The 22,639-nt window shown below is 66.3% G+C and carries 18 protein-coding genes and 1 pseudogene; 7 read left to right on the top strand and 12 right to left on the bottom strand.

Annotated features, from left to right (window positions below; all coding sequences use genetic code 11):
• The first annotated feature begins 25 nt into the window (after positions 1 to 25).
• The 3 genes from RM50_RS16235 to RM50_RS16245 all read left to right on the top strand — a co-directional run bounded on the left by RM50_RS16235 (position 26) and on the right by RM50_RS16245 (position 4,503).
• The gene (locus tag RM50_RS16235; RefSeq protein WP_043454805.1) at positions 26 to 2,569 is read left to right on the top strand and encodes a DEAD/DEAH box helicase; all 2,544 of its coding nucleotides are present in this window, start codon (positions 26 to 28) and stop codon (positions 2,567 to 2,569) included.
• Between the two features lie 70 nt (positions 2,570 to 2,639).
• Positions 2,640 to 3,155: a GNAT family N-acetyltransferase gene (locus tag RM50_RS16240; protein ID WP_043454858.1), complete on the top strand. Its 516-nt coding sequence runs from the start codon at positions 2,640 to 2,642 to the stop codon at positions 3,153 to 3,155.
• A gap of 64 nt (positions 3,156 to 3,219) precedes the next feature.
• Entirely contained in the window at positions 3,220 to 4,503 is a 1,284-nt protein-coding gene (locus RM50_RS16245) for an alpha/beta fold hydrolase (RefSeq protein WP_082007115.1), read from the top strand.
• Here the strand turns inward: RM50_RS16245 and RM50_RS16250 are convergent.
• Entirely contained in the window at positions 4,489 to 5,880 is a 1,392-nt protein-coding gene (locus RM50_RS16250) for an MFS transporter (protein WP_052260291.1), read from the bottom strand. The genes RM50_RS16245 and RM50_RS16250 overlap by 15 nt on opposite strands.
• Positions 5,881 to 6,009: 129 nt before the next feature.
• On the bottom strand, positions 6,010 to 7,038 hold the full coding sequence (locus RM50_RS16255; protein ID WP_043454809.1) for a TerC family protein: 1,029 nt from the start codon (positions 7,036 to 7,038) through the stop codon (positions 6,010 to 6,012).
• A gap of 303 nt (positions 7,039 to 7,341) precedes the next feature.
• On the opposite strand from RM50_RS16255, the gene RM50_RS16260 reads away from it, so the two are divergent.
• Positions 7,342 to 8,661, top strand: a complete 1,320-nt coding sequence (locus RM50_RS16260) for an ABC transporter substrate-binding protein (protein WP_043454812.1) — start codon at positions 7,342 to 7,344, stop codon at positions 8,659 to 8,661.
• A gap of 91 nt (positions 8,662 to 8,752) precedes the next feature.
• Here RM50_RS16260 and uvrB read toward each other — a convergent pair whose 3' ends face one another.
• Together uvrB and coaE are read right to left on the bottom strand one after the other, a co-directional pair.
• Positions 8,753 to 10,867: an excinuclease ABC subunit UvrB gene (gene uvrB / locus RM50_RS16265; RefSeq protein WP_043454814.1), complete on the bottom strand. Its 2,115-nt coding sequence runs from the start codon at positions 10,865 to 10,867 to the stop codon at positions 8,753 to 8,755.
• 81 nt (positions 10,868 to 10,948) lie between these two features.
• On the bottom strand, positions 10,949 to 12,163 hold the full coding sequence (coaE, locus tag RM50_RS16270) for a dephospho-CoA kinase (RefSeq protein ID WP_043454817.1): 1,215 nt from the start codon (positions 12,161 to 12,163) through the stop codon (positions 10,949 to 10,951).
• 61 nt (positions 12,164 to 12,224) lie between these two features.
• Here coaE and RM50_RS16275 point away from each other — a divergent pair, with 61 nt between their 5' ends.
• Positions 12,225 to 12,914, top strand: coding sequence for an IMPACT family protein (locus tag RM50_RS16275; RefSeq protein ID WP_043454818.1), 690 nt, complete (start codon positions 12,225 to 12,227; stop codon positions 12,912 to 12,914).
• Positions 12,898 to 13,398, top strand: a complete 501-nt coding sequence (locus tag RM50_RS16280; protein WP_043454819.1) for a GNAT family N-acetyltransferase — start codon at positions 12,898 to 12,900, stop codon at positions 13,396 to 13,398. The genes RM50_RS16275 and RM50_RS16280 overlap by 17 nt, the downstream gene beginning before the upstream one ends.
• Before the next feature lie 81 nt (positions 13,399 to 13,479).
• Here the strand turns inward: RM50_RS16280 and rpsA are convergent, their stop codons facing one another.
• From rpsA to polA, 3 genes are all read right to left on the bottom strand, one after another.
• Positions 13,480 to 14,955, bottom strand: a complete 1,476-nt coding sequence (rpsA, locus tag RM50_RS16285; protein WP_043454820.1) for a 30S ribosomal protein S1 — start codon at positions 14,953 to 14,955, stop codon at positions 13,480 to 13,482.
• 226 nt (positions 14,956 to 15,181) lie between these two features.
• Positions 15,182 to 16,480, bottom strand: coding sequence for a GNAT family N-acetyltransferase (locus RM50_RS16290; RefSeq protein ID WP_043454821.1), 1,299 nt, complete (start codon positions 16,478 to 16,480; stop codon positions 15,182 to 15,184).
• A 78-nt stretch (positions 16,481 to 16,558) separates the two neighbouring features.
• Complete coding sequence (polA, locus tag RM50_RS16295) at positions 16,559 to 19,201, bottom strand: DNA polymerase I (protein WP_043454822.1); 2,643 nt, start codon at positions 19,199 to 19,201, stop codon at positions 16,559 to 16,561.
• 217 nt (positions 19,202 to 19,418) lie between these two features.
• On the opposite strand from polA, the gene RM50_RS16300 reads away from it, so the two are divergent.
• Positions 19,419 to 19,880: a hotdog fold thioesterase gene (locus RM50_RS16300; RefSeq protein WP_082007113.1), complete on the top strand. Its 462-nt coding sequence runs from the start codon at positions 19,419 to 19,421 to the stop codon at positions 19,878 to 19,880.
• Positions 19,881 to 19,892: 12 nt separating this feature from the next.
• Here the strand turns inward: RM50_RS16300 and RM50_RS16305 are convergent, their stop codons facing one another.
• The 5 genes and pseudogenes from RM50_RS16305 to RM50_RS21235 all read right to left on the bottom strand — a co-directional run.
• The gene (locus RM50_RS16305; RefSeq protein WP_043454825.1) at positions 19,893 to 20,453 is read right to left on the bottom strand and encodes a dihydrofolate reductase family protein; all 561 of its coding nucleotides are present in this window, start codon (positions 20,451 to 20,453) and stop codon (positions 19,893 to 19,895) included.
• 62 nt (positions 20,454 to 20,515) lie between these two features.
• Positions 20,516 to 20,737 carry a hypothetical protein gene (locus RM50_RS16310; protein ID WP_043454827.1) on the bottom strand — a complete coding sequence of 74 codons (222 nt, stop codon included), beginning with the start codon at positions 20,735 to 20,737 and terminating at the stop codon, positions 20,516 to 20,518.
• Complete coding sequence (locus RM50_RS16315) at positions 20,734 to 21,981, bottom strand: inorganic phosphate transporter (RefSeq protein WP_043454828.1); 1,248 nt, start codon at positions 21,979 to 21,981, stop codon at positions 20,734 to 20,736. Before RM50_RS16315 ends, RM50_RS16310 begins: the two co-directional genes overlap by 4 nt.
• Positions 21,982 to 22,133: 152 nt before the next feature.
• Entirely contained in the window at positions 22,134 to 22,409 is a 276-nt protein-coding gene (locus RM50_RS21230) for a hypothetical protein (protein WP_346422024.1), read from the bottom strand.
• A gap of 59 nt (positions 22,410 to 22,468) precedes the next feature.
• Positions 22,469 to 22,624 (bottom strand): annotated as a pseudogene (locus RM50_RS21235) (HAD domain-containing protein); the annotation flags it as partial.
• Between the last annotated feature and the right edge of the window lie 15 nt (positions 22,625 to 22,639).

The following is a 22,639-nucleotide window of genomic DNA, read 5'->3' on the forward strand; positions in this document are numbered from 1 at the left end:
CAACGTGGCACTAAGGTTGAAGTCAATGAAACTCGTTGACCAGCTGACCGACCTGCACGCCCCCGACCCGGCCGGCGCCGTCGACCCTGACGCCCTGTACTCCCGGTTTGTTGAGTGGACGGAAAGCCGGGGCCTTTCCCTGTACCCGGCCCAGGACGAGGCCATCGTGGAGCTGGCAACGGGTGCGAACGTCATCCTGGCAACGCCCACCGGGTCCGGGAAATCCCTGGTGGCCATCGCCGCGCACTTCCAGGCCCTGGCGCAGGGGCGGCGGAGCTACTACACGGCGCCCATCAAGGCCCTGGTGTCCGAAAAGTTCTTCGCGCTCTGCGACATCTTCGGCGCGGAAAACGTGGGGATGATCACCGGCGACTCGGGGGTCAACCAGGATGCGCCCATCATCTGCTGCACGGCGGAGATCCTGGCGAACACGGCCCTCCGCGAAGGGGCCGCCGCCGATCTGGGTGCGGTGATCATGGATGAGTTCCATTTCTACTCCGACCCGCAGCGCGGCTGGGCGTGGCAGGTCCCCCTGCTTGAACTTCCGCAGGCCCAGTTCCTCCTGATGTCTGCCACGCTTGGCGACGTCACACGGTTCGAGGAGGGGCTGACGGCGCTGACGGGCCGCGCCACCACCACAGTCAGTTCAGTCGAGCGTCCCATCCCGCTGCACTACTACTATCAGCAGACTCCCGTCCACGAGACGCTCGAAGAGCTGCTGTCCACCCGCCAGGTGCCCGTTTACGTGGTGCATTTCAGCCAGCTCGAGGCGATCGACCGCGCCCAGAACCTGATGAGCATCAACGTTTGCACCCGGGAGGAAAAGGACAAGATCGCCGAGTTGATCGCCAACTTCCGGTTCGCCGCCGGATTCGGCAAGACCCTCAACAGGCTGGTGCGGCACGGCATCGGCGTCCACCACGCCGGCATGCTGCCCAAGTACCGCCGGCTGGTGGAGCAGCTGGCGCAGGCGGGCCTGCTCAAAGTCATCTGCGGGACGGACACCTTGGGCGTCGGCATCAACGTGCCGATAAGGACGGTGCTGCTCACCGCCTTGAGCAAATACGACGGCGTCCGCACCCGCCTGCTGAACCCGCGTGAGTTCCACCAGATCGCGGGCCGGGCAGGCCGGGCGGGCTACGACACCGCCGGAACCGTTGTGGTGCAGGCCCCCGAGCACGTGATCGAGAACGTCAAGGCGATGGCGAAGGCCACCGCCAAATTCGGGGACGACCAGAAGAAGCTGCGCCAGGTGGTAAAGAAGAAGCCGCCGGAGGGCTTCGTGTCCTGGGGCGAACCGACGTTCAACCGGCTGGTCGAATCCGTCCCGGATCCGCTGACCTCCAGCTTCACGGTGACGCACGCCATGCTGATGAACCTCATGGAACGCCCCGGTGATCCGTTCGCCGCGGCGCGCAGGCTGCTCACCGAAAACCACGAACCGCGCGCTTCCCAGCTGCGGCTGATGAAGAAGGCCCTGGGCATTTACCGGGAACTGCTCGCCGCCGAAGTGATCGAACGCATCCCGCCGGAGGAACAGGGCACCGATGGACGCACCGTCAGGCTGACCGTCCACCTGCAGCCGAACTTCGCGCTGAACCAGCCGCTCTCCCCCTTCGCACTTGCCGCACTGGAACTCCTTGACCCGGAGTCGCCGTCGTACGCCCTTGACGTGGTCTCCGTGATCGAGGCGACGCTGGAGAAGCCGCGGCAGATCCTGTCCGCCCAGCAGAAGAAAGCCCGCGGCGAAGCCATCGCTGCCATGAAGGCGGACGGCATCGAGTACGACCAGCGGATGGCCATGCTGGAAGAGGTCACCTACCCGCAGCCGCTGGCCGGGATCCTCGGCGAAGCGTTCGAGGTGTACCGGAAAGCCGCCCCGTGGGTGGGCGACTTTGAGCTGGCACCCAAGTCCGTGGTCCGCGACATGTACGAGCGGGCGATGAATTTTGGCGAATTCGTCCAGTTCTACGGCCTGGCCCGCTCCGAAGGGATCGTCCTGCGGTACCTTGCCGATGCTTTCAAGGCGCTGCGCCAGACGGTGCCGCAGGACATGCTCCGCGAGGACCTGGCGGACCTGACCGCGTGGCTCGGCGAACTGGTGCGGCAGGTGGACTCCAGCCTCCTCGACGAATGGGAGGAACTGACCTCCGGGGCAGCGCCCACGCCGCATGACGCACCACCGCCCCCGCCGCCGTCGCTCACCGCCAATATCCGGGCGTTCCGGGTGATGGTGCGCAATGAGATGTTCCGCCGGGTGGAACTGTTCGCGGATGAGGACGCCACGGCGCTTGGAGAGCTCGACGGCGGCTCAGGCTGGGACGCCGACCGGTGGGAAGATGCCCTGGACGACTACTTCGACGAACACGACGACATCGGGACCGGACCGGATGCACGCGGCCCTGGACTGCTGATTATCACCGAGGAACCCGGCCACTGGAAGGTGCGCCAGATCTTCGACGATCCGGCGGGCCACCACGACTGGGGAATTTCGGCCGAGGTGGATTTGGCTGAATCGGATGCCACCGGAACCGCCGTGGTCAGGGTCGCCGGCGTCAACCGGCTGTAGCGGACGGACGGCCGCTGCCGCGATGGTGGTGTGCCCGTATGGCGGCCGGGCCGGCGGTAAGCTCGGAACCATGAGTGTAATCCGCCCCGCAACCCGGCAAGACGTGCCCGCCATCCTCCGAATGATCCACGAACTGGCCCATTACGAGAAGGAACCCGACGCCGTCCGGAACACCCCCGGAATGCTGGAGCAGGTGCTTTTTGGCGACAACCCCCGCGTGTACGCGGCCATGGCTGAAAACGCGGCCGGCGACGTGCAGGGCTTCGCGCTGTGGTTCCTCAACTACTCCACCTGGGAGGGTGTGCACGGCATCTACCTGGAGGACCTGTACGTCAGCCCCGAAGCCCGCGGCGAAGGGCACGGCAAGGCCCTGCTGCAGCACCTAGCCGCGATCGCCGTCGAGAACGGGTACGCACGCGTGGAATGGAGCGTGCTGGACTGGAACGAGCCCTCCATCAATTTCTACCGCCGCCTGGGGGCCCGCCCCATGGACGGCTGGTCCACCTTCCGCCTGGCCGGCGAGGCGCTGGACCAGTTCGGCCGGTCGGAATCCAGCAGTTCCCTGCCTGCCGCTTCCCGTGGCTGACGCTCCGGTGGCACGGTTGGCTGCAGCCGGGCATGAGATCAGGGCCAGGCACGAGTTCCGTGGCATGCGCACCGTGGAGCACTACTTCACGGTGCCCCTGGACCATTTCGGACCGGAGGGCGGCAGCGGGCAGTCACCGGAAACCATCACCGTCTTCGCCCGCGAGTACGTCTCCGCGGGACACAGCGAGGAAGCCGCCGCGCAGCTGCCCTGGCTCCTGTTCCTGCAGGGCGGCCCCGGCGGCCGAGGCAACAGGTGGGGTTCTTTGGGCGGCTGGAGCAAAGCCGCTGCCCAGGATTTCCGCATCCTCATGCTGGACCAGCGCGGCACCGGGCTCTCCACACCCATCGACCGCAGGACCCTGCCCGGCCGCGGGTCACCAGCCGAACAGGCCGCCTACCTGGAGCATTTCAGGGCGGACTCAATCGTGGCCGACGCGGAGCTGATCCGCAATGCCCTCGACTCACCGCCCTGGACCATCTACGGCCAGAGTTACGGTGGTTTCTGCGCCTTGACGTACCTGTCCTTCGCCCCCAGGGGCCTGCGCGAAGTGCTCATCACCGGCGGCCTGGCCCCGCTCAGCGGCAGCGCGGACGACGTCTACCGGGCCACCTTCCAGCGGGTGGCGGCCCGGAACGAGGAGTACTTCGGCTGGTATCCCGAGGACCGGGACACCGTGGAGAGGATCGCCCGGCACCTGCGCACCGTCCCGGAATTCCTGCCCGACGGCGAACGCCTCACCGTGGAACGGTTCCAGATGGCGGGGGCCTACCTGGGCGGAAACACCCGCGTGGACAGCCTCCACTACCTGCTGGAGGACGCCTTCGTGGCCACAGCCGGGGGGCCCCGGCTCTCGGACACGTTCCTGGAACAGCTCCACGGCGTGGTCTCGCGCCGCTCCAATCCGCTGTATGCGCTGATGCATGAATCCATCTATGCGCAGGGGCAGGCCACCAACTGGTCGGCCTGGCGGATGCTCGCGGAAAACCCCTGGTTCCGGCCGGACACCGAGCCGCTGCTGCTGACGGGCGAGATGGTGTATCCGTGGTACTTCGAGCAGGACCCCGCCCTGCAGCCGCTGCGGGAAGTGGCGGACCTGGTGGCCGGCAAGCAGGACTGGAAACCGCTCTATGACCTGCAAGTGCTTGGCTCCAACTCCGTTCCCGTGGCGGCGGCCGTCTATACGGACGACATCTACGTGGACCGGGATCTCTCCCTCCGGACTGCGGCCCAGGTCCGTGGCCTGCAGGTCTGGGAAACGGCCGACTTCCACCATGACGGGATTGCCGACGACGGCGAAAGGATCTTTGCCCGCCTGCTCGGCATGGCGCGTTCAGGCGGCCGCTGACCGCCGGCGCGAGGTGCGTGCCACGACGGCGGCGGCCAGGACTGCCGCCCCGATGGCCCCGCCGAGCAGGTTCAGGCCCAGGTAGCCGGCGAATCCGAGGACCAACCCGGAGAAGGCCCCGCCCACGGCTCCAGCGGCGCCCATCAGCGTGTCCGAAGCGCCCTGCACCGCCACCCGGACGTCCTGCCCTACGCTGTCGGCCAGCAGGGTGGATGCCGAGATGGTGGCCGCGGACCAGCCCATGCCCAGCAGCACCAGGCCCACTGCCACGGCGGCGGTGGATGACTGCCCGAATCCGGCGACGGCCACCGCGGCGACCAGCACCGTGAAGCCGATCATGATGGTCTCCACCCTGCCGGCCCGGTCGGTCAGCCAGCCCATGACCGGCGAGAGGGCGAACATCCCGGCGATGTGCAGCGAAATCGTAAAACCAATGATCACCAGCACATCCCCTTCGGCAATGTGCCCGGCGTGGGACCCTGGTCCTTCCACCAGGTGCTGCAGGTGCAGGGGGGTCATGGACATGACGCCGACCATCACCGCATGCGCGGCCACCACGGCAGATACGGCCAGCAGCGCCATCCCTGAGCCCCGGATGGCCCGCAGGGCGCGGCGCAGCGATCCCCGGCCGGCTGCCGTGGCGGCCGGAACGACGCCGGCGGGTGCCGGCAGTACGCCGGGCACCGGCGCCTTGTTCCCCGGAGCGGCGGGGAGGACGTACGGGGATGCATTGCCGGCCGAGGACAGCCGGCGCGCCAGCAGCAGGGGGTCGGGGCGAAGACCGGCATACACAAGGACGGTGGCGATGAGGAGCCCGGCGCCGGAGATGACGAACGGACCGGCAATGGGCGGCAGGCCCAGCGCCATCCCGACGGCGGTCCCCGGCTGGATCAGGTTGGGCCCGGCAACGGCGCCCACAGTCACCGCCCAGACCACGGTGGACAGCGCCCTCCCGCGGTGCCCGGCCGCAGCGAGATCAACGGCAGCAAACCTTGCCTGCAGGCTGGCCGCCGTCCCTACACCGATTCCGGCAGATCCCAGGACCAGCAGGATGAAGAGGCCGCTGACGACGGCCAGCACCATGAGGACGGCCCCTGCCAGGGCCGCCGACAGGCCTGCCACCTGCCCGGCCCGGCGGCCGTGCCGTTCCGCCAGCGCGGCCAGCGGAAGTGCTGCGGCGGCTGCCCCCAGGGTCATGACGGTGGCGACGGAGCCCGCCCAGGCGCTGGAACCGGAGAGTTCTACAGCCAGGATGGAACCGATGGACACGGTGGATCCCGTACCGAGTCCACCGAAGACCTGGGCCAGGCTCAAGAGCACAATGGTGCGCCGCTGCACCTGGGCCACGCCCTGTTCCTCAACAAGTGTGCGGGCCATGATCCGAGCATAGTCCTGTGCAGTCGACCGCCACAGGGGTTCTGCACCCCTGCATCCGGCCGGTCATTAACCAGGACATCCCGGCCGCGGGGCGGCCGGGATGTCCTGGTGCAACACAAGGGTCCGTACTTATTCGACGTCGCTGTGGCTCTTGCGGGCGTCTTCCTCGAGCCGTGGATCGATCGTGGCGAGCTGGGCCTTGGAGCTGAGCAGGCTGGCGACGACGGCAATGATGATGGTGCCCACGATGACGGCGAGCGAGACATAAGTGGGGATCTCCGGCGCCCACTCGATATGGTGGCCGCCGTTGATGAAGGGCAGCTCGTTGACGTGCATGGCGTGCAGGACAAGCTTGATGCCGATGAACGCGAGGATGAAGGACAGGGCGTGCTTCAGGTAGATCAGCCGGTTCATCAGCCCGCCAAGCAGGAAGTACAGCTGGCGCAGGCCCATGAGGGCGAACAGGTTGGCCGTGAAGACGATGAACGGGCTCTGGGTCAGGCCGAAAATCGCGGGAATGGAATCGACCGCGAACAGCAGGTCGGTGAGGCCGATGGTGATGAAGACGATCACCATGGGGGTGAACACCTTCTTGCCGTTCACCGTGGTCCGCAGCTTGCCGCCGTCGAACTTTTCGGACATGGGGATGACTTTGCGGATCCTTGCGATCAGCGGGTTCTCGCGGTCTTCCTCCTCTTCGCCCTCGTCCTGGGCCTGTTTCCAGGCCGTCCAGAGCAGGAACGCCCCGAAGATGTAGAACACCCAGCTGAACTGTTCAATGACGATGGCGCCAAGCATGATGAAGATTCCGCGCAGGATCAGGGCGATGATGATGCCCACCATCAGCACTTCCTGCTGGTATTTCCGCGGTACCGAGAACCTGGCCATGATGATGATGAACACGAACAGGTTGTCGATGCTGAGGCTGTATTCCGTGACCCAGCCGGCCACGAACTGGCTGCCGAACTCCGCACCCGTGAAGGCGAACATGGCACCGGCGAACACCATGGCGAGGGCGACGTAGAAGGCCACCCAGAGGCCGGCTTCCTTCATGGACGGTTCGTGCGGGCGCCGGACCACCAGGAGGAGATCGGTCAGGAGGATGAGGCCGAGGACGACGAACGAGCCGACCTCAAACCATACGGGCAAATCGGGCACAAGGAAGCCTTTCGCAGGGTACACAAAATCGGTGTAAGTCTCTCCGGCCTGCCTGTGCACTTGGTGCTGATACGGCGGCCCGCTACGCCCGGCGGGGCAACTGTGCCCTGCGTGCTGACGATCGTAGCGCTTGGGATACTCCCCTACGTGCTTTAACTGTACCCCAGGGAGGTGGGGGTCTGCGCCGGCTGGATAACGGTTTCCAGAAATCCGTTGACGGCGGGCCGCCGGACTTGTGATAATCGCAACCAGCGAGAAACCGTTTTCTCACACTCCCGTGTTTCTTCCAGAAAGTCATGGTCAATGAAGACTCCTCTCCGCAGCAATCGAATGGTCAAGACCCTCGCCACTGCCGCCGCCCTGGCCCTGCTGGCCTCAGGCTGCTCGTCATCCTCCGCCGGCGACAGCGGCGGAAACGTCACCGTCCGGTTCACCTGGTGGGGCAACGACCTCCGGAACAAGCAGACCCAGCAGGTCATCGACGCGTTCCAGGCATCACATCCGAATATCAGGATCCAGGCCGAGCCCGGGGTATGGAGCAGCTACTGGGACAAACTGGCCACCACCACAGCCGCCAACGACTCCCCCGACATTATCCAGATGGACCAGGCCTATATCGCCGAATATGGCGGCCGCGGCGCACTGCTGGACCTGTCCAAACAGGGCAACATCGACACGTCCAAGATCGACCGGGACGCCCTCACGTCAGGCCAGGTCGACGGCAAGCAGTACGGCCTGAGCACGGGCCAGAACGCCAAGGCCGTGATGATCAACACCAAAATGTTCCGGGATTACGGTGTCCCCATCCCGGACGACAAGACCTGGACCTGGGATGACTACACGACGACTGCGGCACAAATTGCCGCAGCAGCCGCAAAGGCAGGCCAGACGAACTACGGCAGCTCCTACTCCCTGACGGATTCGGACCTGAACACCTGGGCAATGCAGCATGGCGGCTCGCTGTACTCGGCGGACCGCGGCCTCGGTTTCACGGAGGACACCGCCACCTCGTTCTTCCAGAACGTGCTGAACCTGCGCAACCGGAATGCTGCCCCGCCCGCCAACATCGCCACCGAAGACATCAGTGCCCCCGTCGAACAGACTCTCTTCGCCACGGGCAAGACGGCCATGTCGTGGTGGTGGACCAACCAGGTCAATGCGCTCCAGTCCGCACTCAAGACCGAGGTCAAAATCCTGCGGGCACCGAGCTCCACCGGCAGCGCCAGGGACAACGGCATGTCCTACAAGCCGTCAATGTTCTGGTCGGTTTCCTCGCGCAGCAAGCACCCCAAGGAAGCCGCCGAGGTGGTGAACTATCTGCTCAACAACCTGGACGCGGCCAAGACCATCCTGACGGAGCGCGGCTTCCCCACCAACTCGGAGGTCCAGGCGGCGATCGATCCGCTGCTCACGCCCGCGGACAAAGCTGCTGCGGCCTTCCTGAAGGACATCAAGCCGGACCTGAAGAACGTACCCCCGGTGCCACCCACAGGTTCCTCCGGGGTCCAGGCGCTGATCCAGCGGTACTGCACCGATGTCTTGTTCGACCGAAAGTCCCCGTCCGACGCGGCCAAGGGACTTATCCAGGAAGCCCAGGGCATGATCGACTCGGCAAGGAAATAGGCGGCTGGACCGGCAAGAACGACGGCGGCACCCCACCCGGGGTGCCGCCGTTGCGCTAGGTTCCCGCTTGGCCGGGCCCGGGCCTCCCCCGTCAGGCGTGGCCTGCGGCCTGCATCTGCCGCAGTTCCTTCTTCAGTTCGCTGACTTCGTCGCGGATCCGGGCAGCCACCTCGAACTGCAGTTCCGCGGCTGCGCCGTGCATTTGCTCCGTCAGTTGTTCGATCAGGCCCACCAGGTCCTCAGCCGGCGCGGCGGCCAGCCCGTCCGAACGGACCTGGGCGGCGCCCTTCTTGGCCCCGGCCTTGTTTGCCCCGGTGATTCCGCGCTTGCCCTTGCCGTAGTCGAAGCTGCCCAGCAATGCATTGGTGTCCGCGTCCTCGCGGGCCAACTGGTCGGTGATGTCCGCGATCTTCTTGCGCAGCGGCTGCGGATCCACGCCGTGTTCCTTGTTGTAGGCAACCTGGATGGCCCGGCGCCGGTTGGTTTCATCGATGGCGTTGGCCATGGAGTCGGTGATCCGGTCCGCGTACATGTGCACCTGACCGGAGACGTTGCGGGCGGCACGGCCAATGGTCTGGATCAGTGACGTGGAGGACCGAAGGAAGCCTTCCTTGTCCGCATCCAGGATGCTCACCAGCGAGACCTCGGGAAGGTCCAGGCCTTCGCGGAGCAGGTTGATGCCCACCAGCACATCGAAGCTGCCCAGCCGGAGTTCCCGGAGCAGCTCGACGCGCCGCAGCGTGTCCACGTCCGAGTGCAGGTACTCCACCTTGATCCCGTGGCCCAGGAGGTAGTCCGTCAGATCCTCCGCCATGCGCTTGGTCAGGGTGGTGACGAGGACGCGCTCGTCCTTTTCCACTCGGGTGCGGATCTCCCCCAGGAGGTCGTCGATCTGCCCCTTGGTGGGTTTGACGATCACTTCGGGGTCGATCAGGCCGGTGGGGCGGATGATCTGCTGGACGAAACCGTCGGCCTTGCCGAGTTCGTACTTGCCCGGGGTGGCGGACAGATAGACGGTCTGGCCGATCCGTTCCAGGAACTCGTCCCACTTCAGCGGCCGGTTGTCCATGGCTGACGGCAGCCGGAAGCCGTGGTCCACCAGGGTCCGCTTGCGGGACATGTCCCCTTCGTACATGGCACCGATCTGCGGGATGGTGACATGGGATTCGTCCACCACCAGCAGGAAGTCGTCCGGGAAGTAGTCCAGGAGGCAGTGCGGCGCGGACCCGCCGGGACGGCCGTCGATGTGCCGCGAGTAGTTTTCGATGCCGTTGCAGAACCCCATCTGCTGCATCATTTCCAGGTCATAGGTGGTGCGCATGCGCAGCCGCTGCGCCTCCACCAGCTTGTTCTGGCCTTCCAGCACGGCCAGCCGCTCGGCGAGCTCGTCCTCGATGGTCTTGATGGCGCGGCTCATCCGCTCCGGCCCGGCGACATAGTGCGAGGCGGGGAAGACGTACATTTCCGTTTCCTCGCGGATCACCTCGCCCGTGACGGGATGCAGGGTGTAGATGTTTTCCACCTCGTCGCCGAAGAACTCGATCCGCAGGGCCAGTTCCTCGTACATGGGGATGATCTCCACGGTGTCGCCGCGGACGCGGAACGTGCCGCGGTGGAAGTCCATGTCGTTGCGCGCGTACTGCATGGAGACGAACTTCCGCAGCAGATGGTCGCGGTTCATCTCCTGGCCCTTGCGAAGCGTCACCATGCCGGCAATGTATTCTTCCGGCGTGCCCAGGCCGTAGATGCAGGACACGGTGGCCACCACCACGACGTCGCGGCGCGTCAGCAGGGCGTTGGTGGCCGAGTGGCGGAGCCGCTCCACTTCCTCGTTGATGGAGGAGTCCTTCTCGATGAAGGTGTCCGTCTGGGGAACGTAGGCCTCGGGCTGGTAGTAGTCGTAGTAGGAGACGAAGTATTCCACCGCGTTGTTGGGCAGCAGTTCGCGGAATTCGTTGGCCAGCTGCGCGGCGAGGGTCTTGTTCTGCACCATCACCAGGGTGGGGCGCTGGACCTGTTCGATGAGCCACGCCGTGGTGGCGCTCTTACCGGTACCCGTGGCACCGAGCAGCACCACGTCCTTCTCACCGTTGTTAATGCGCTCCGTCAGTTCCGCGATGGCAGCCGGCTGGTCACCGGCAGGCTTGAATTCGCTGATGACTTCGAAGGGCGCTACAACACGGTTGACTTCCTGCGCAAGGCTCATGGATCTAATTTACCGCCGGGCACCGACACTGGACGGCCCCTTCCGTTACAGGCGAACAGCGTCCGGCATTCGGGGTGCTGTTCAGGACGGGTACGACGGCGGCTCCCACCCGGCTGCCTCCGCCCAGGCCGACATCAGCGGCCAGGCGACATCGGTGAACCAGGGTTCCTTGGCTTCCGCATAGCCCCGGGTGGTGCCTGAACCGGCAAACCGTGCGGCGAGGCCCACCTTGTGCGCCTGGTAAAGCCGAAGCGCGGCGGGATCGCTCCGCAGCCAGTCACGGAACAGAAGGGCATAACGCCACCCGGCCGAGCCTGCAGCCCGGACATGGACGTTCACAGCCCGGCACGGGTCCGCATTGGCGTGGAACCGCTTGAGCCACTGGGACGGGTCGGGTGCGTACGGCTTGGGCGTGTCCGACCCTACGCCCCGGACCTGCGGGAACCCGGCGGCAGTGAGGAGCGGGGCCAGCCTTTCGGCAGCCTCAAGGTCCGGCACCGCAACCTGCAGGTCGATGACGTCCTTGGCGGCCAGGCCGGGAATGGAGGTGGAGCCAACGTGGTCCACCGCCAGGATGAGGCCGGGAGCAGCCGCCAGAAGCCGCGCCGCGATCCTGGCTGCCTCCCGTTCCCACTCCTCACGGTGCGGCTCCAGCACCGGTCCGCCATGGCGTGGAGCGCGTGTCCCCGCGGCAAGGTTGTGGGCATACGGCACCAGCCGCGCGTCCCAGAGCCGGTCCACCTGGTCCAGGACGTGCTGCAGCGTGCCGGAGTTGTCCAGGACGACGTCGGCCGCGGCCAGGCGGTCCCCGCGGGTGGCCTGGGCGGCCATCCGGGCACGCGCCGCATCCGGGGTCATCCCCCGGATGTCCAGCATGCGCTGCATCCGCACATCGTCAGGGGCGTCCACCACCACTACGAGGTGGAATGCGGTGCCCTGGCCGGTCTCCACCAGGAGGGGGATGTCCTGGACCACCACCGCGTCGGGCGCAGCTGCAGCGGTGATGGCTGCGGCCCGGGCACGCACCAAGGGGTGGACGATCGCGTTCAGCGCAGAAAGGCGTTCCGGGTTGCCGAACACCGCCCCGCCAAGCCGCGGACGGTCAAGCCGCCCGTCGTCGTCGAGCATCCCGGGACCGAACTCCGCCACGATGCGGTCCAGCCCCTCAGTCCCCGGTTCAACCACCTCCCGGGCCAAGGCGTCGGCGTCCACCAGCACGGCGCCGCGTTCCTTGAGCCGCCCGGCCACCACCGATTTTCCCGAGGCGATTCCGCCCGTCAATCCGATCTTCAGCACCCTCCCACCCTACTGAACAGGTGGGCGCGACCAGCCCACCGGAAGCACTTAGACTGGGCGGGTGCAAGATCACGACAGCCGGGCAACTGCCTACACCACGCTGGCAGCGGGGAAGGACTTCCGGCACGAACTCGAGGTCAAGCGCTCCAGGTTCATCACGGTCCTGCGGAGGGCCGGTACGGAAGACGCCGCCCGGGACCTCGTGGCCGGCCTGCGCCGCGAGTTCCACGATGCCCGCCACCACTGTTCCGCATTCGTCATCGGCGCGGACCGGACCGTCCAACGGTCCAGTGACGACGGCGAACCCGCCGGCACCGCCGGTATTCCGATGCTGGAGGCCCTGCTGAAGCGCGAAACGGCACCCGGGGTGAGCGACCTCAGCGACGTCAGTGCCGTCGTCGTGCGCTATTTCGGCGGCATCCTGCTCGGCGCTGGCGGGCTTGTGCGCGCCTATTCCGAATCCGTGTCCACCGCACTTGACCTGGCGCCCCTGGTCCGCCGCAGCAGGCTGAGGATCTGTTCCATGGCGGTACCGCACGCTGAAGCGGGGCGGCTGGAGAACGACCTGCGCGCTGCAGGCACGGTCATGGCGGACACCAGCTACGGGGAACGGCACGCGGTGCTGCGGATTGCCGTCCCGGACGACGCCGCAGCGATTGCCGCTGCAGCGGACCGGATCCAGCAGCTGACGGCCGGCACCGCCACCCTCGCAGCCGGGGGAACGGAATGGGTGGATGAATCCGTCGGCTGACGTCAGCCTGGTGGACGTGGATCAGGAAGTGGCGGACCAGCTCCTGGCACTGGCCAAACGCGACGCCTCCCCGGATGAGGTCGCTCCCCCGCTGGGCGGCCCCGGCTGGAACCTTGAACGTACGGCCTGGTTCTTCAGCTACCACTCCGCCGCCGCCGCGGGCCTGGACGGACCGGCAGCGGAAAAATCATGGGCGGTGTTCTGTGGCCAGTCCATCGCCGGTTCCGTCCGCCTCAAGCGTGACGGCGCCGCCCTGGTCCCCACGGCGGAGACGGGGATTTGGCTTGGCCGGAGTTTCCGTTCCCGCGGCATCGGCGGCGCCGCCCTTGACCTTGTCCTGGCGGAAGCCCGGCGGGCCGGCCTGCAACGCGTCATCGCCCGCACGCTGGCCGGAAACAGCAGCGCACAGCGGCTGCTCGCCGCAGCCGGGGCGGCACTGACGCAGGACAGCGACGGAACAGTCCTCGCCGTCGTCGACCTTTAGTCGCATCGCCTTAAAGGCAAGAGACCCCCTGCCGGTGTGGCAGGGGGTCTCTTGGAGCCCGGTTACCCGGGCCGGTGGCAATTAGTTGCCGGTCAGCTTCTCACGCAGGGCAGCAAGTGCCTCGTCCGAAGCCAGGGTGCCGGCACCGGAGTCGGTGGCAGCAGGCTCAGAGGAGTAGCTGGTGGCGCCGGAGTCGCCGTCACCGGACGTTGCGGCAGCAGCGTCGTCGGCAGCGTGCTGGGCAACCTGCTTCTTGTGGGCTTCCCAACGTGCCTGGGCGTCAGCGTACTGCTGCTCCCAAGCGGCGCGCTGTGCTTCGTAGCCCTCGAGCCATTCGTTGGACTCGGGGTCGAAGCCCTCGGGGTACTTGTAGTTGCCCTCTTCGTCGTACTCTGCGGCCATGCCGTACAGGGCGGGATCGAATTCGGTGCTGTCAGCGTCGACGCCCTCGTTGGCCTGCTTGAGGGACAGCGAGATGCGGCGGCGCTCGAGGTCGATGTCGATGACCTTGACGAACAGTTCGTCGCCAACGGACACAACCTGCTCGGCCAGTTCAACGTGGCGCACGGCGAGCTCGGAGATGTGGACCAGGCCTTCGATGCCGTCTTCGACGCGGACGAACGCACCGAACGGAACCAGCTTGGTGACCTTACCCGGCACAACCTGGCCCAGGGCGTGGGTGCGGGCGAAGGTCTGCCACGGATCTTCCTGCGTAGCCTTGAGCGACAGGGAGACGCGCTCGCGGTCCAGGTCGACCTCGAGGACCTCGACGGTGACTTCCTGGCCAACTTCGACAACCTCGGACGGGTGGTCGATGTGCTTCCAGGACAGCTCGGAAACGTGGACGAGGCCGTCTACGCCGCCCAGGTCCACGAAGGCACCGAAGTTGACGATGGAGGAAACAACGCCGGGACGGACCTGGCCCTTTTCCAGCTTGTTGAGGAAGGTGGAGCGGACCTCGGACTGGGTCTGCTCGAGCCATGCACGGCGGGACAGAACAACGTTGTTGCGGTTCTTGTCCAGTTCGATGATCTTGGCTTCGATCTGCTGGCCGATGTACGGAGCCAGGTCGCGCACACGGCGCATCTCGACGAGGGATGCGGGCAGGAAGCCGCGCAGGCCGATGTCGAGGATAAGACCACCCTTGACAACCTCGATGACGGTACCGGTGACAACACCGTCTTCTTCCTTGACCTTCTCGATGTCGCCCCAGGCACGCTCGTACTGAGCACGCTTCTTGGAGAGGATCAGACGGCCTTCTTTGTCTTCCTTGGTGAGCACCAGGGCTTCGACCTGATCGCCAACGGAGACGACGTCTCCGGGGTCAACGTCGTGCTTGATGGACAGCTCGCGGGAGGGGATGACACCTTCGGTCTTGTAACCGATGTCGAGCAGGACTTCATCGCGGTCGACCTTGACGACGGTACCTTCGACGAGATCTCCGTCGTTGAAGTACTTGATGGTGGCGTCGACAGCTGCGAGGAAGTCCTCAGCGGTACCGATGTCGTTGATGGCGACCTGCGGGGTACCGGGCTTCTCGGTGGAGGTGATGGTCATGTAGTAGGGGCTCCGTTGTGGATAGTTAGTCGGTCAGGCAAACCGGCGCGCCCGCGTCATGGAACGCAGGCGCGATTCGCGGTGAATCCGACGGATCCTCCGGGTCATCCTGATTTTGTGCATTACTTTCTGGGTGCGGCCCCGGGGGCCGCAAGTGCGTGCACGCGCGGTACACGCCCGTTCATTGTAGTCATTGCGGGCAACCGGGGTCAAAGCGGCCGTTGGTTCAGAAGTGCGTCAGGCAGTGGGTGGCCCGTTCCACAGCAAACATCTGCTGCGCCTTGAATGCGGCGCCTTTGGCATGTTCCGAGATCCTGCCGGCTGCCGCCAGTGTCACCGGGCAGACGCCGCCGAGGTAGATCGAGGACAGCGCGGAGACATCCATGGCCAGGTCCGGGCCCTCCCCCGGGTCGATGCGTTCGACGGCGGCCTGGCCGCCCTTAACCTCCAGCGCGAACGTTCCTGCCGTGAAGCCCAACGGGTCCCCCACTTCCAGCACGAGCCTTCCGTCCGAGGGGTAGTGCCGGGCCGCCAGGGCCTCCCGGACATCGAGGATCCGGAGCCAGAGCATGTCGCGGGGCTCGGAGGCTTCAACGCAGCGGGAGTCTTCGAGGGCCCATGGCAGCGGATCATCGACCATGGCTTCTTCCCACGTGACGCTCTCGACCAGGTCGATGGCAGCAAGGTACTGCCAGAGTTCCAGGTACGCGGTGTCGGTGGCGGCCACCAGGTCCACCACTTCCATGGTGTACGGCCGGGCGTCCCAGCCGGCGAACTTATAGGACACGTACCCGTCCACCGACCCGTCGGGCCCGTAGTGCAGCGCAACTTTGACTTTGGGATCCTCGTCCTCGGCCCGGCTGATGGATCCGGATGCGAGCTGGCGGTAGAACTCGTGCCGCCCGATCGAACCGGGCGTGAGGCGGTGCAGCTGTTCGAAGACGGCCGGCGCCAGGTCAAGGAGGACCTTGGGGTCGGCCACCTCCACCCGGCCCGTGGCAGGGTGGTTGAGGACGAAGCGGCGGCTGGTGTCGACCTTGATGGACTGCTCCCGGGTGGCCACCCCGAACCCGAACCTGCTGTAAATCGAGGCCTCCGATGCAGTCAATGCCGCCATCGCCAGCCCTTCCCGGCGGGCGAGGCCCAGCTCCTCTGCCATCATGCGGCGCAGCAGCCCCCTGCGCCGGTGTGACGTCCGGACGGTCACCGCGGTGACCAGCCGCGTGTCGAGCATACGGCCAAAGCCGATGTTCAGTGTTTTATCAAAGGTGCCGAAGGTTGCCACCGGGACGTTGGCCCCGAGGGCGTGGTCGGCCACTGGCCCCACCTGGTAGGCGCCGGTCATCACCCGCCCGTCGGCACGCTGCATCGCGATGCCCCTGTCCACCCGTTCGTCGCTGCGGCGGGCATCATGGAACCCGAAGGCGACGGCCCGCATCCAGTCGACGGTCTGCGGGTAGGCAGGATCTTCTTTGGCAGCCGGCTCGAAGCGCCGGATTTCATAGTTTCCACTCAGATCACCCATTTACCTGAGCCTAGTCAATGAATCCGGCGCCTGACCAGCAAAAACGCCCCGGCTGGTGCCGGGGCGCCGCGGGCGCCGTCAGTGGCCGGCGTCGTACCAGCTGGGTCCGACGCCGATCTGGACTTCCAGGGGCACGCTGAGGTCCGCGGCCGCTGCCATCTGCTCGGTCACCAGTTTCTCCACGGCTGCCCGCTCCCCCGCCGCGACTTCCAGGACGAGTTCGTCGTGGACCTGGAGTAGCATGCGGGATTTCAGGCCCTGCGCGTGCAGTTCGGCGTGGACGCCGAGCATGGCACGTTTAATGATGTCCGCGGCGGACCCCTGGATGGGGCTGTTGAGCGCGATCCGTTCCGCGTTTTCGCGCAGCTGCCGGTCGGTGCTGGTGAGGTCCGGCAGGTAGCGGCGGCGCCCCTCGATGGTGGCCGTGTAGCCGTCCACCCTGGCCTGGTCCACCACGCCCCGGAGGTAGTCGCGGACGGCGCCGAAGCGGTCGAAGTAGTCCTTCATGAGGGTGCGGGCCTCGTCCACGGAAATTTCCAGCTGCTTGGACAGCCCAAAGGACGTCAGCCCGTAGGCCAGGCCATAGGACATCGCCTTCACCTTTGAGCGCATGGCGCTGGTGACCTGGTCCGTGGGGACGTGGAAGATGTTGGACCCGACGAAGCGGTGCAGGTCCTCGCCGTCCTTGTACGCCTGGATCAGGCCCTCGTCACCGGAGAGGTGCGCCATGATCCGCATCTCGATCTGCGAGTAGTCGGCGGACAACAGGCATTCGTAGCCATCGCTGACAACGAAGATCCCGCGCACTCGGCGGCCTTCCTCGCTGCGGATGGGGATGTTCTGCAGGTTGGGATTGTTGGACGAGATCCGGCCGGTGGCGGCCACGTTCTGGGCGTAGGTGGTGTGGATGCGGCCGTCCTCCGCCACCGACTTCTTCAGGGACTCGATCATCTGGCGGAGCTTCGCGGCCTCGCGGTGCGCCATGAGCTGGACCAGGAACTCGTGCCCGGTCTTTTCCAGCAGGTTCTTCAGGGACGCGGCGTCCGTGGTGTACCCGGATTTGATCTTCTTGGTCTTGGGGAGCTGGAGTTCGTCGAACAGGACGGTCTGCAGCTGCTTGGGCGAACCGAGGTTGACCTCGTGGCCAATGGCGGCGAAGGCCTGTTCCTGCGCCTGGTCGATGACCCGGGCGAGGTCGGCAAGCTGATCGTCCATCTTGTCCATGTCGATGGCGATGCCTGCAAGCTCCATATCCGCCAGGACACGGCTGACCGGCAGTTCAAGCGTGGACAGCAATTCCTCCGCGCGGCGTTCCCTGAGTTCGCCTTCGAAAAAGCGGCTCAGCGCCAGCACGACGGCGCCGGCCTGCACCAGCGCGTCGGCCGCGGCGGCATCCCCGCCGTCGAAGGACAACTCCAGCTGCCCGGCCTTGGCCGTGGAGGCCGGAATCCCGACGTTCAGGTGGTGCTGGGCAAGCTCGGCCAGCTCATAGGTGCGCCGGTCGGGCTGGATGAGGTAGCCGGAGATGGAGGTGTCGTCCACCACGCCCTCGAGCTCCAGGCCCCGTGCGGTCAAGGCCTTCAGCGCGGCCTTGAAGCCGTGCATCACCTTGGGCGACTCGGGGTCGCGCAGCCAGGCGGCCAGGACGTTCTCCGTCCCGGCGTCCTGGCCTGCGAGGTCGATGTAGACGGCGGCGTCTGCCCTGACGATCGCAATGGCGGCAGCGTCCTCGCCGATGCGCCCCGGCACGAGGTCGACGGCGACGGCGGACCGCTGTCCGGCACCGGCGGCCAGGAAGGCGGCGAGTTCGTCTGCAGTGGCAGGGGTGGCGTAGGCGGGGGTGTCGATGCTCTCACGCTCGGCGGCGGGGGTGTCGGCGTCGCCATAGAGGGCGAACAGCCGCCCGCGGATGGCCTTGAACTCGAGCTGGTCGAAGAGGTCTTCCATGGCAGCCTGGTCGGGCCGGGGCTGGTAGAGGTCCTCCAGGGTGACGGGGAGGTCAAGATCGGTGTGCAGCTGGTTCAGCCGCCGGTTCCGCTTGACGGCGTCGACGTTTTCGCGCAGGGCATCGCCCACTTTGCCGCCGATGGAGTCGAGGTGTTCCAGGACGCCTTCAAGGCCGCCGTACTGGTTGATCCATTTCGCTGCCGTCTTTGGCCCGACCCCGGGCACGCCGGGCAGGTTGTCAGCCGTTTCGCCCACCAGCGCGGCGAGGTCTGAGTAGCGGGACGGGCTGACGAAGTACTTGGCTTCGATGGCGGCGGCGTCCATGCGCGGGATGTCGCTGACACCCTTTTTGGGGTACAGCACGAAGACGTTGTCCGTGATGAGCTGGAAGGCGTCGCGGTCGCCGGAGACCAGCAATACCTCGAAGCCGGCTTTTTCGCCCATGGCGGCAAGCGTGGCCAGGATGTCGTCTGCCTCGTAGCCGGGCATCTTGATGGTCTTGATGCCCCAGGCCTCCATGACCTGCGCGATGAGGTCGATCTGGCCGCTCATTTCACGGGGCGTTTCGTTCCGGCCGCCCTTGTATTCGCTGTACTCGGTCTTGCGGTGGGTCGATTCGTCCGACACATCGAACGCCACCGCGATGTGGGTGGGCTGCTGCTCCTTGATGAGGTTGATCAGCATGGAGGTGAAGCCGTGGATGGCGTTGGTGTGCTGGCCGTTGGCGGTGGAGAACTTGTCCGCCGGGAGTGCGAAGAAGGCACGGAACGCCATGGAGTGGCCGTCAAGGACCAGCAGGCGCGGCTGGCCGGTGATGGGGATGACGGGGGCCTCGGTGGCTGAAACGGACCCACCGGCAGCGGGAGCGGCGGCCTTGGCAGCAGGTGCGGAGGCGGCGGATGAGTGCTGCACGGCAGCTTCCTCATCGATGGCCGGGGACGGGAAGGGGGCCGGTTTGGTTGTTTCACTCACAGGTGCCAGCCTAGTTGCCATGACTGACAATTTCACGCCGGGCGCTTTCGCCGACGAGCTGGCTGCTGCCGGTATTCCAGACCACATGCACGGCTGGCTGGGCCGCTTCGGAGTGGGCGCGCTGGTGGTCAAAATGGGGATCCGCTTCCTGGAGATGAGCCCGGAACGCACCGTTGCCACCATGCCGGTGGAGGGCAACACACAGGTGGCCGGGATCCTTCACGGCGGCGCACACGTGGTCCTGGCCGAAACGCTGGGGTCCTTCTCGGCGGGGATGCACGCAGGCCCCGGACGGCACGCCGTCGGGATTGAGGTTAATGCCACACACCACCGGTCCATTGACAGCGGCACGGTGACCGGCACGTGCACCGCGATCCATCTGGGCCGGACACTGGCCACGCACGAAATCGTCATGACGGATGCGCAGGGGCGGCGCCTTTCCACCGCAAGGATCACCAACATGCTCCGGGACAACGCCTAGGGGCAGGCAGCCTCAGGTGACGTTATCCCCTGCCGCAGGCAGAAGGTAGCGCAACTCAACAACGCCCCTGCCCAGGGTGCGGGATGCAGCCAGCTGGAGCGGCGGCGTCGGGCCTTTAAGGGGAAGCAGCCGCTTGCCCTGGCCCAGCACCACCGGGATCACGGAGAGGATGACCTCGTCCAGCAGGCCTGCATTGGCGAACTGGGCGGCCAGGTTGCCGCCGCCCACCACCCAGATGTTCCTGCCGCCGGCGGAGCGCCGGAAATCGGCGATGAATTCGCCCACGTCGCCGCGGACGAAGGTGATGTCGGCGCCGTCGGGGGCGCGGTATTCGTGGTGGGTGAACACGTAGCTGGGCGTCCCGGCGTACGGCCATTTGCCGGGTTCGTGCTCCATCAGCCACGCATAGGTTTCCCCGCCCATGACAATGCAGCCCACGCCGGCCATGAAGCCGTTGTAACTGTCCTCGCCGCCTTCGAACCCGTCGAACTGCAGGAGCCAGTCCAGGTCATCCGTGGGCGTGGCGATGAAGCCGTCCAGGGAGGCAGCGACGAAGTACTGGATGCGGGACATGGCCCCATCGTAGCCAACAGCACCACCCGGGCCAACGGCCGGGGTGGTGCTTCGGCGGAGCGCTACTTGGAGAAGTACGGGATGATCAGGTACAGGCCGATGAGGACGGCAATGCCGCACAGGCCAAAGCAGATGTAGGCGAAGGAACGCTTGAGTCCGGGAGACGTCTGCTCGGCATCAGCGGCGATGGCCGTAAAGCGGACGCCCAGCGCGTAAAGGGTTACCACCGTCGCTGCGGCTACCAGGGTGGCGCCCGCGACCGTCAGGAGTTCCAACCACTTCATCGCCGATTCTCCTTAGGCTTGTTGGTCTTGGCGTCTGCCTTGGCTTTTGCCTTGGCCTCTGCCCGTGCACGGGCCATCGCCTTCTTCTTTGCGAACCGGACCGCCTGGCCGGCTTCCTCGACCTCGACGGCGTTCTGGTGGCTCACGGAGGACTTGCGCGAGTAGAAGAACATGAAGAGGACCGCGGCGCTGCCCGCGATGGCTGCGATGAGCACGCCCACGGCGCCGGTCTTGACGAGCAGGGCGGTCAGGGCTCCGACAACGCCGGCGGCCGGAAGGGTGAAGAGCCATCCCAGCGCGATCTTCCCCACCATGTTCCACCGGACGGTGGTCCCGCGGCGCCCCATGCCGGAGCCGATCACGGATCCGGAAGCCACCTGTGTGGTGGACAGGGCGAAGCCCAGGTGCGAGGAAGCAAGGATGGCGGACGCGGTGCTGGTCTCCGCCGCAAAGCCCTGGGCGGGCTTGACCTCGGTGAGGCCGGACCCCATGGTGCGGATGATGCGCCAGCCGCCGGCGTAGGTGCCGATGGCGATCGCCAGGGCGCAGGCCGTGATCACCCACAGCTGGGGACCGGAGCCGGGAGCCTGGCTTCCGGCGGCGATCAGGACCAGCGTGATGATGCCCATGGTCTTCTGGGCGTCGTTGGTGCCGTGCGCCAGGGCCACGAGGCTGGAGGTGAAGATCTGGCCGGTGCGGAAGCCGCCGCGCTTCTGCGTCAGCTTGGTGCCGGTCTCGGGATCATGCCGCGAGGTCAGGGCATAGGCCAGGCGCGTGCAGACGTAGGCGGCGAGGCCTGCGATCAGCGGTGCGAAGACGGCCGGGAGGATGACTTTCTGGAGCAGTGTCTCCAGGTTCACGGAGTTGAACCCCGCGCCGACCACGGCCGCGCCGATCAGGCCGCCGAAGAGCGCGTGGGACGAGCTGGAGGGCAGGCCCTTGAGCCAGGTGATCATGTTCCAGAGCACGGCGCCCATCAGCCCAGCAAAGATGATGTCCGGGGTGATCTGGACACCGCCGGAGCCTTCCCGGATGATTCCGCCGGACACCGTCTTGGCCACCTCGGTGGAAAGGAACGCGCCCACCAGGTTCAGCACGGCTGCCAGGGCCACCGCGGTCCTGGGCTTGATGGCACCCGTCGCGATGGGCGTAGCCATGGCGTTCGCGGTGTCGTGGAAGCCGTTCGTGAAGTCGAAAAATAGTGCCAGCGCGATGACCAGCGCCACCATGAAGGTGATATCCACCTGTTGCCCAATCTGCAGAGTCGACGTTCAGCAGTTTCTCTTACCAGGCTGCCGTGGACAGCATAGTTCACCAGCTGTTCGCTTGGAATGACTTGCGGCGATGGCGGGGCCGGCGGGAAACCTTATCGATCGTACGCGTCCCGGGCATGACGTCAAAACACGGGCGGGGCCAGGAAAGCGCGGATCCGGTCAAGTTCCTCGGGGCTGATCCCGCGGCGCGGGTGCGGTGAAACGGTGAGGATGCGCCCGCCCAGGAACCGCGCCCACCGCTGCGCTTCCGCTTCGAACCCCAGCTGGTCGTCCACCCAGGCGACGGTATCCGGTCCGGTGTCTTCGATGTCGTCCTGGATGGCGCGGAGTTTCCACCAGCCGCACCGTCCGCCGCCAGGTAGGGCCAGTTGCTGCCGGCCAGGCCGACGGCGGGACACAGGTATTGCGGGGCCAGTTCCTCCCAGGAGGTGAGCCAGACACAGCGAAGCCCGGGCGTGCGGGCCAGCGAGTTGAGCCCGGCCACCAGTTCAGGAGCGAAGGAAACCGGCAGCAGTCCCGCCTGGGCACGGCGCCAGCGGGACCCCCAGCCGGTGTGCCCTTCCGGGCTGAAGGGACAGACAACGCCGTCCACGTCCAGATAGAGCGTGTGCACCGCCCTGCGCCCTCC

Source organism: Pseudarthrobacter phenanthrenivorans (genome assembly GCF_000813845.1).
Classification (GTDB): Bacteria; Actinomycetota; Actinomycetes; order Actinomycetales; family Micrococcaceae; genus Arthrobacter; species Arthrobacter phenanthrenivorans_B.

Excerpts from the sequence above, each read along its gene's own strand:
- RM50_RS16310 (WP_043454827.1), bottom strand. The coding sequence starts at position 20,737 with ATGAAGTGGTTGGAACTCCTGACGGTCGCGGGCGCCACCCTGGTAGCC.
- RM50_RS16290 (WP_043454821.1), bottom strand. The coding sequence starts at position 16,480 with ATGGGTGATCTGAGTGGAAACTATGAAATCCGGCGCTTCGAGCCGGCT.
- RM50_RS16235 (WP_043454805.1), top strand. The coding sequence starts at position 26 with ATGAAACTCGTTGACCAGCTGACCGACCTGCACGCCCCCGACCCGGCC.
- polA (WP_043454822.1), bottom strand. The coding sequence starts at position 19,201 with ATGGCGTTCCGTGCCTTCTTCGCACTCCCGGCGGACAAGTTCTCCACC.
- uvrB (WP_043454814.1), bottom strand. The coding sequence starts at position 10,867 with ATGAGCCTTGCGCAGGAAGTCAACCGTGTTGTAGCGCCCTTCGAAGTC.
- RM50_RS16280 (WP_043454819.1), top strand. The coding sequence starts at position 12,898 with ATGAATCCGTCGGCTGACGTCAGCCTGGTGGACGTGGATCAGGAAGTG.
- RM50_RS16305 (WP_043454825.1), bottom strand. The coding sequence starts at position 20,453 with ATGTCCCGCATCCAGTACTTCGTCGCTGCCTCCCTGGACGGCTTCATC.
- RM50_RS16240 (WP_043454858.1), top strand. The coding sequence starts at position 2,640 with ATGAGTGTAATCCGCCCCGCAACCCGGCAAGACGTGCCCGCCATCCTC.
- rpsA (WP_043454820.1), bottom strand. The coding sequence starts at position 14,955 with ATGACCATCACCTCCACCGAGAAGCCCGGTACCCCGCAGGTCGCCATC.
- RM50_RS16300 (WP_082007113.1), top strand. The coding sequence starts at position 19,419 with ATGACTGACAATTTCACGCCGGGCGCTTTCGCCGACGAGCTGGCTGCT.
- RM50_RS16260 (WP_043454812.1), top strand. The coding sequence starts at position 7,342 with ATGAAGACTCCTCTCCGCAGCAATCGAATGGTCAAGACCCTCGCCACT.
- RM50_RS16250 (WP_052260291.1), bottom strand. The coding sequence starts at position 5,880 with ATGGCCCGCACACTTGTTGAGGAACAGGGCGTGGCCCAGGTGCAGCGG.
- RM50_RS16245 (WP_082007115.1), top strand. The coding sequence starts at position 3,220 with ATGCGCACCGTGGAGCACTACTTCACGGTGCCCCTGGACCATTTCGGA.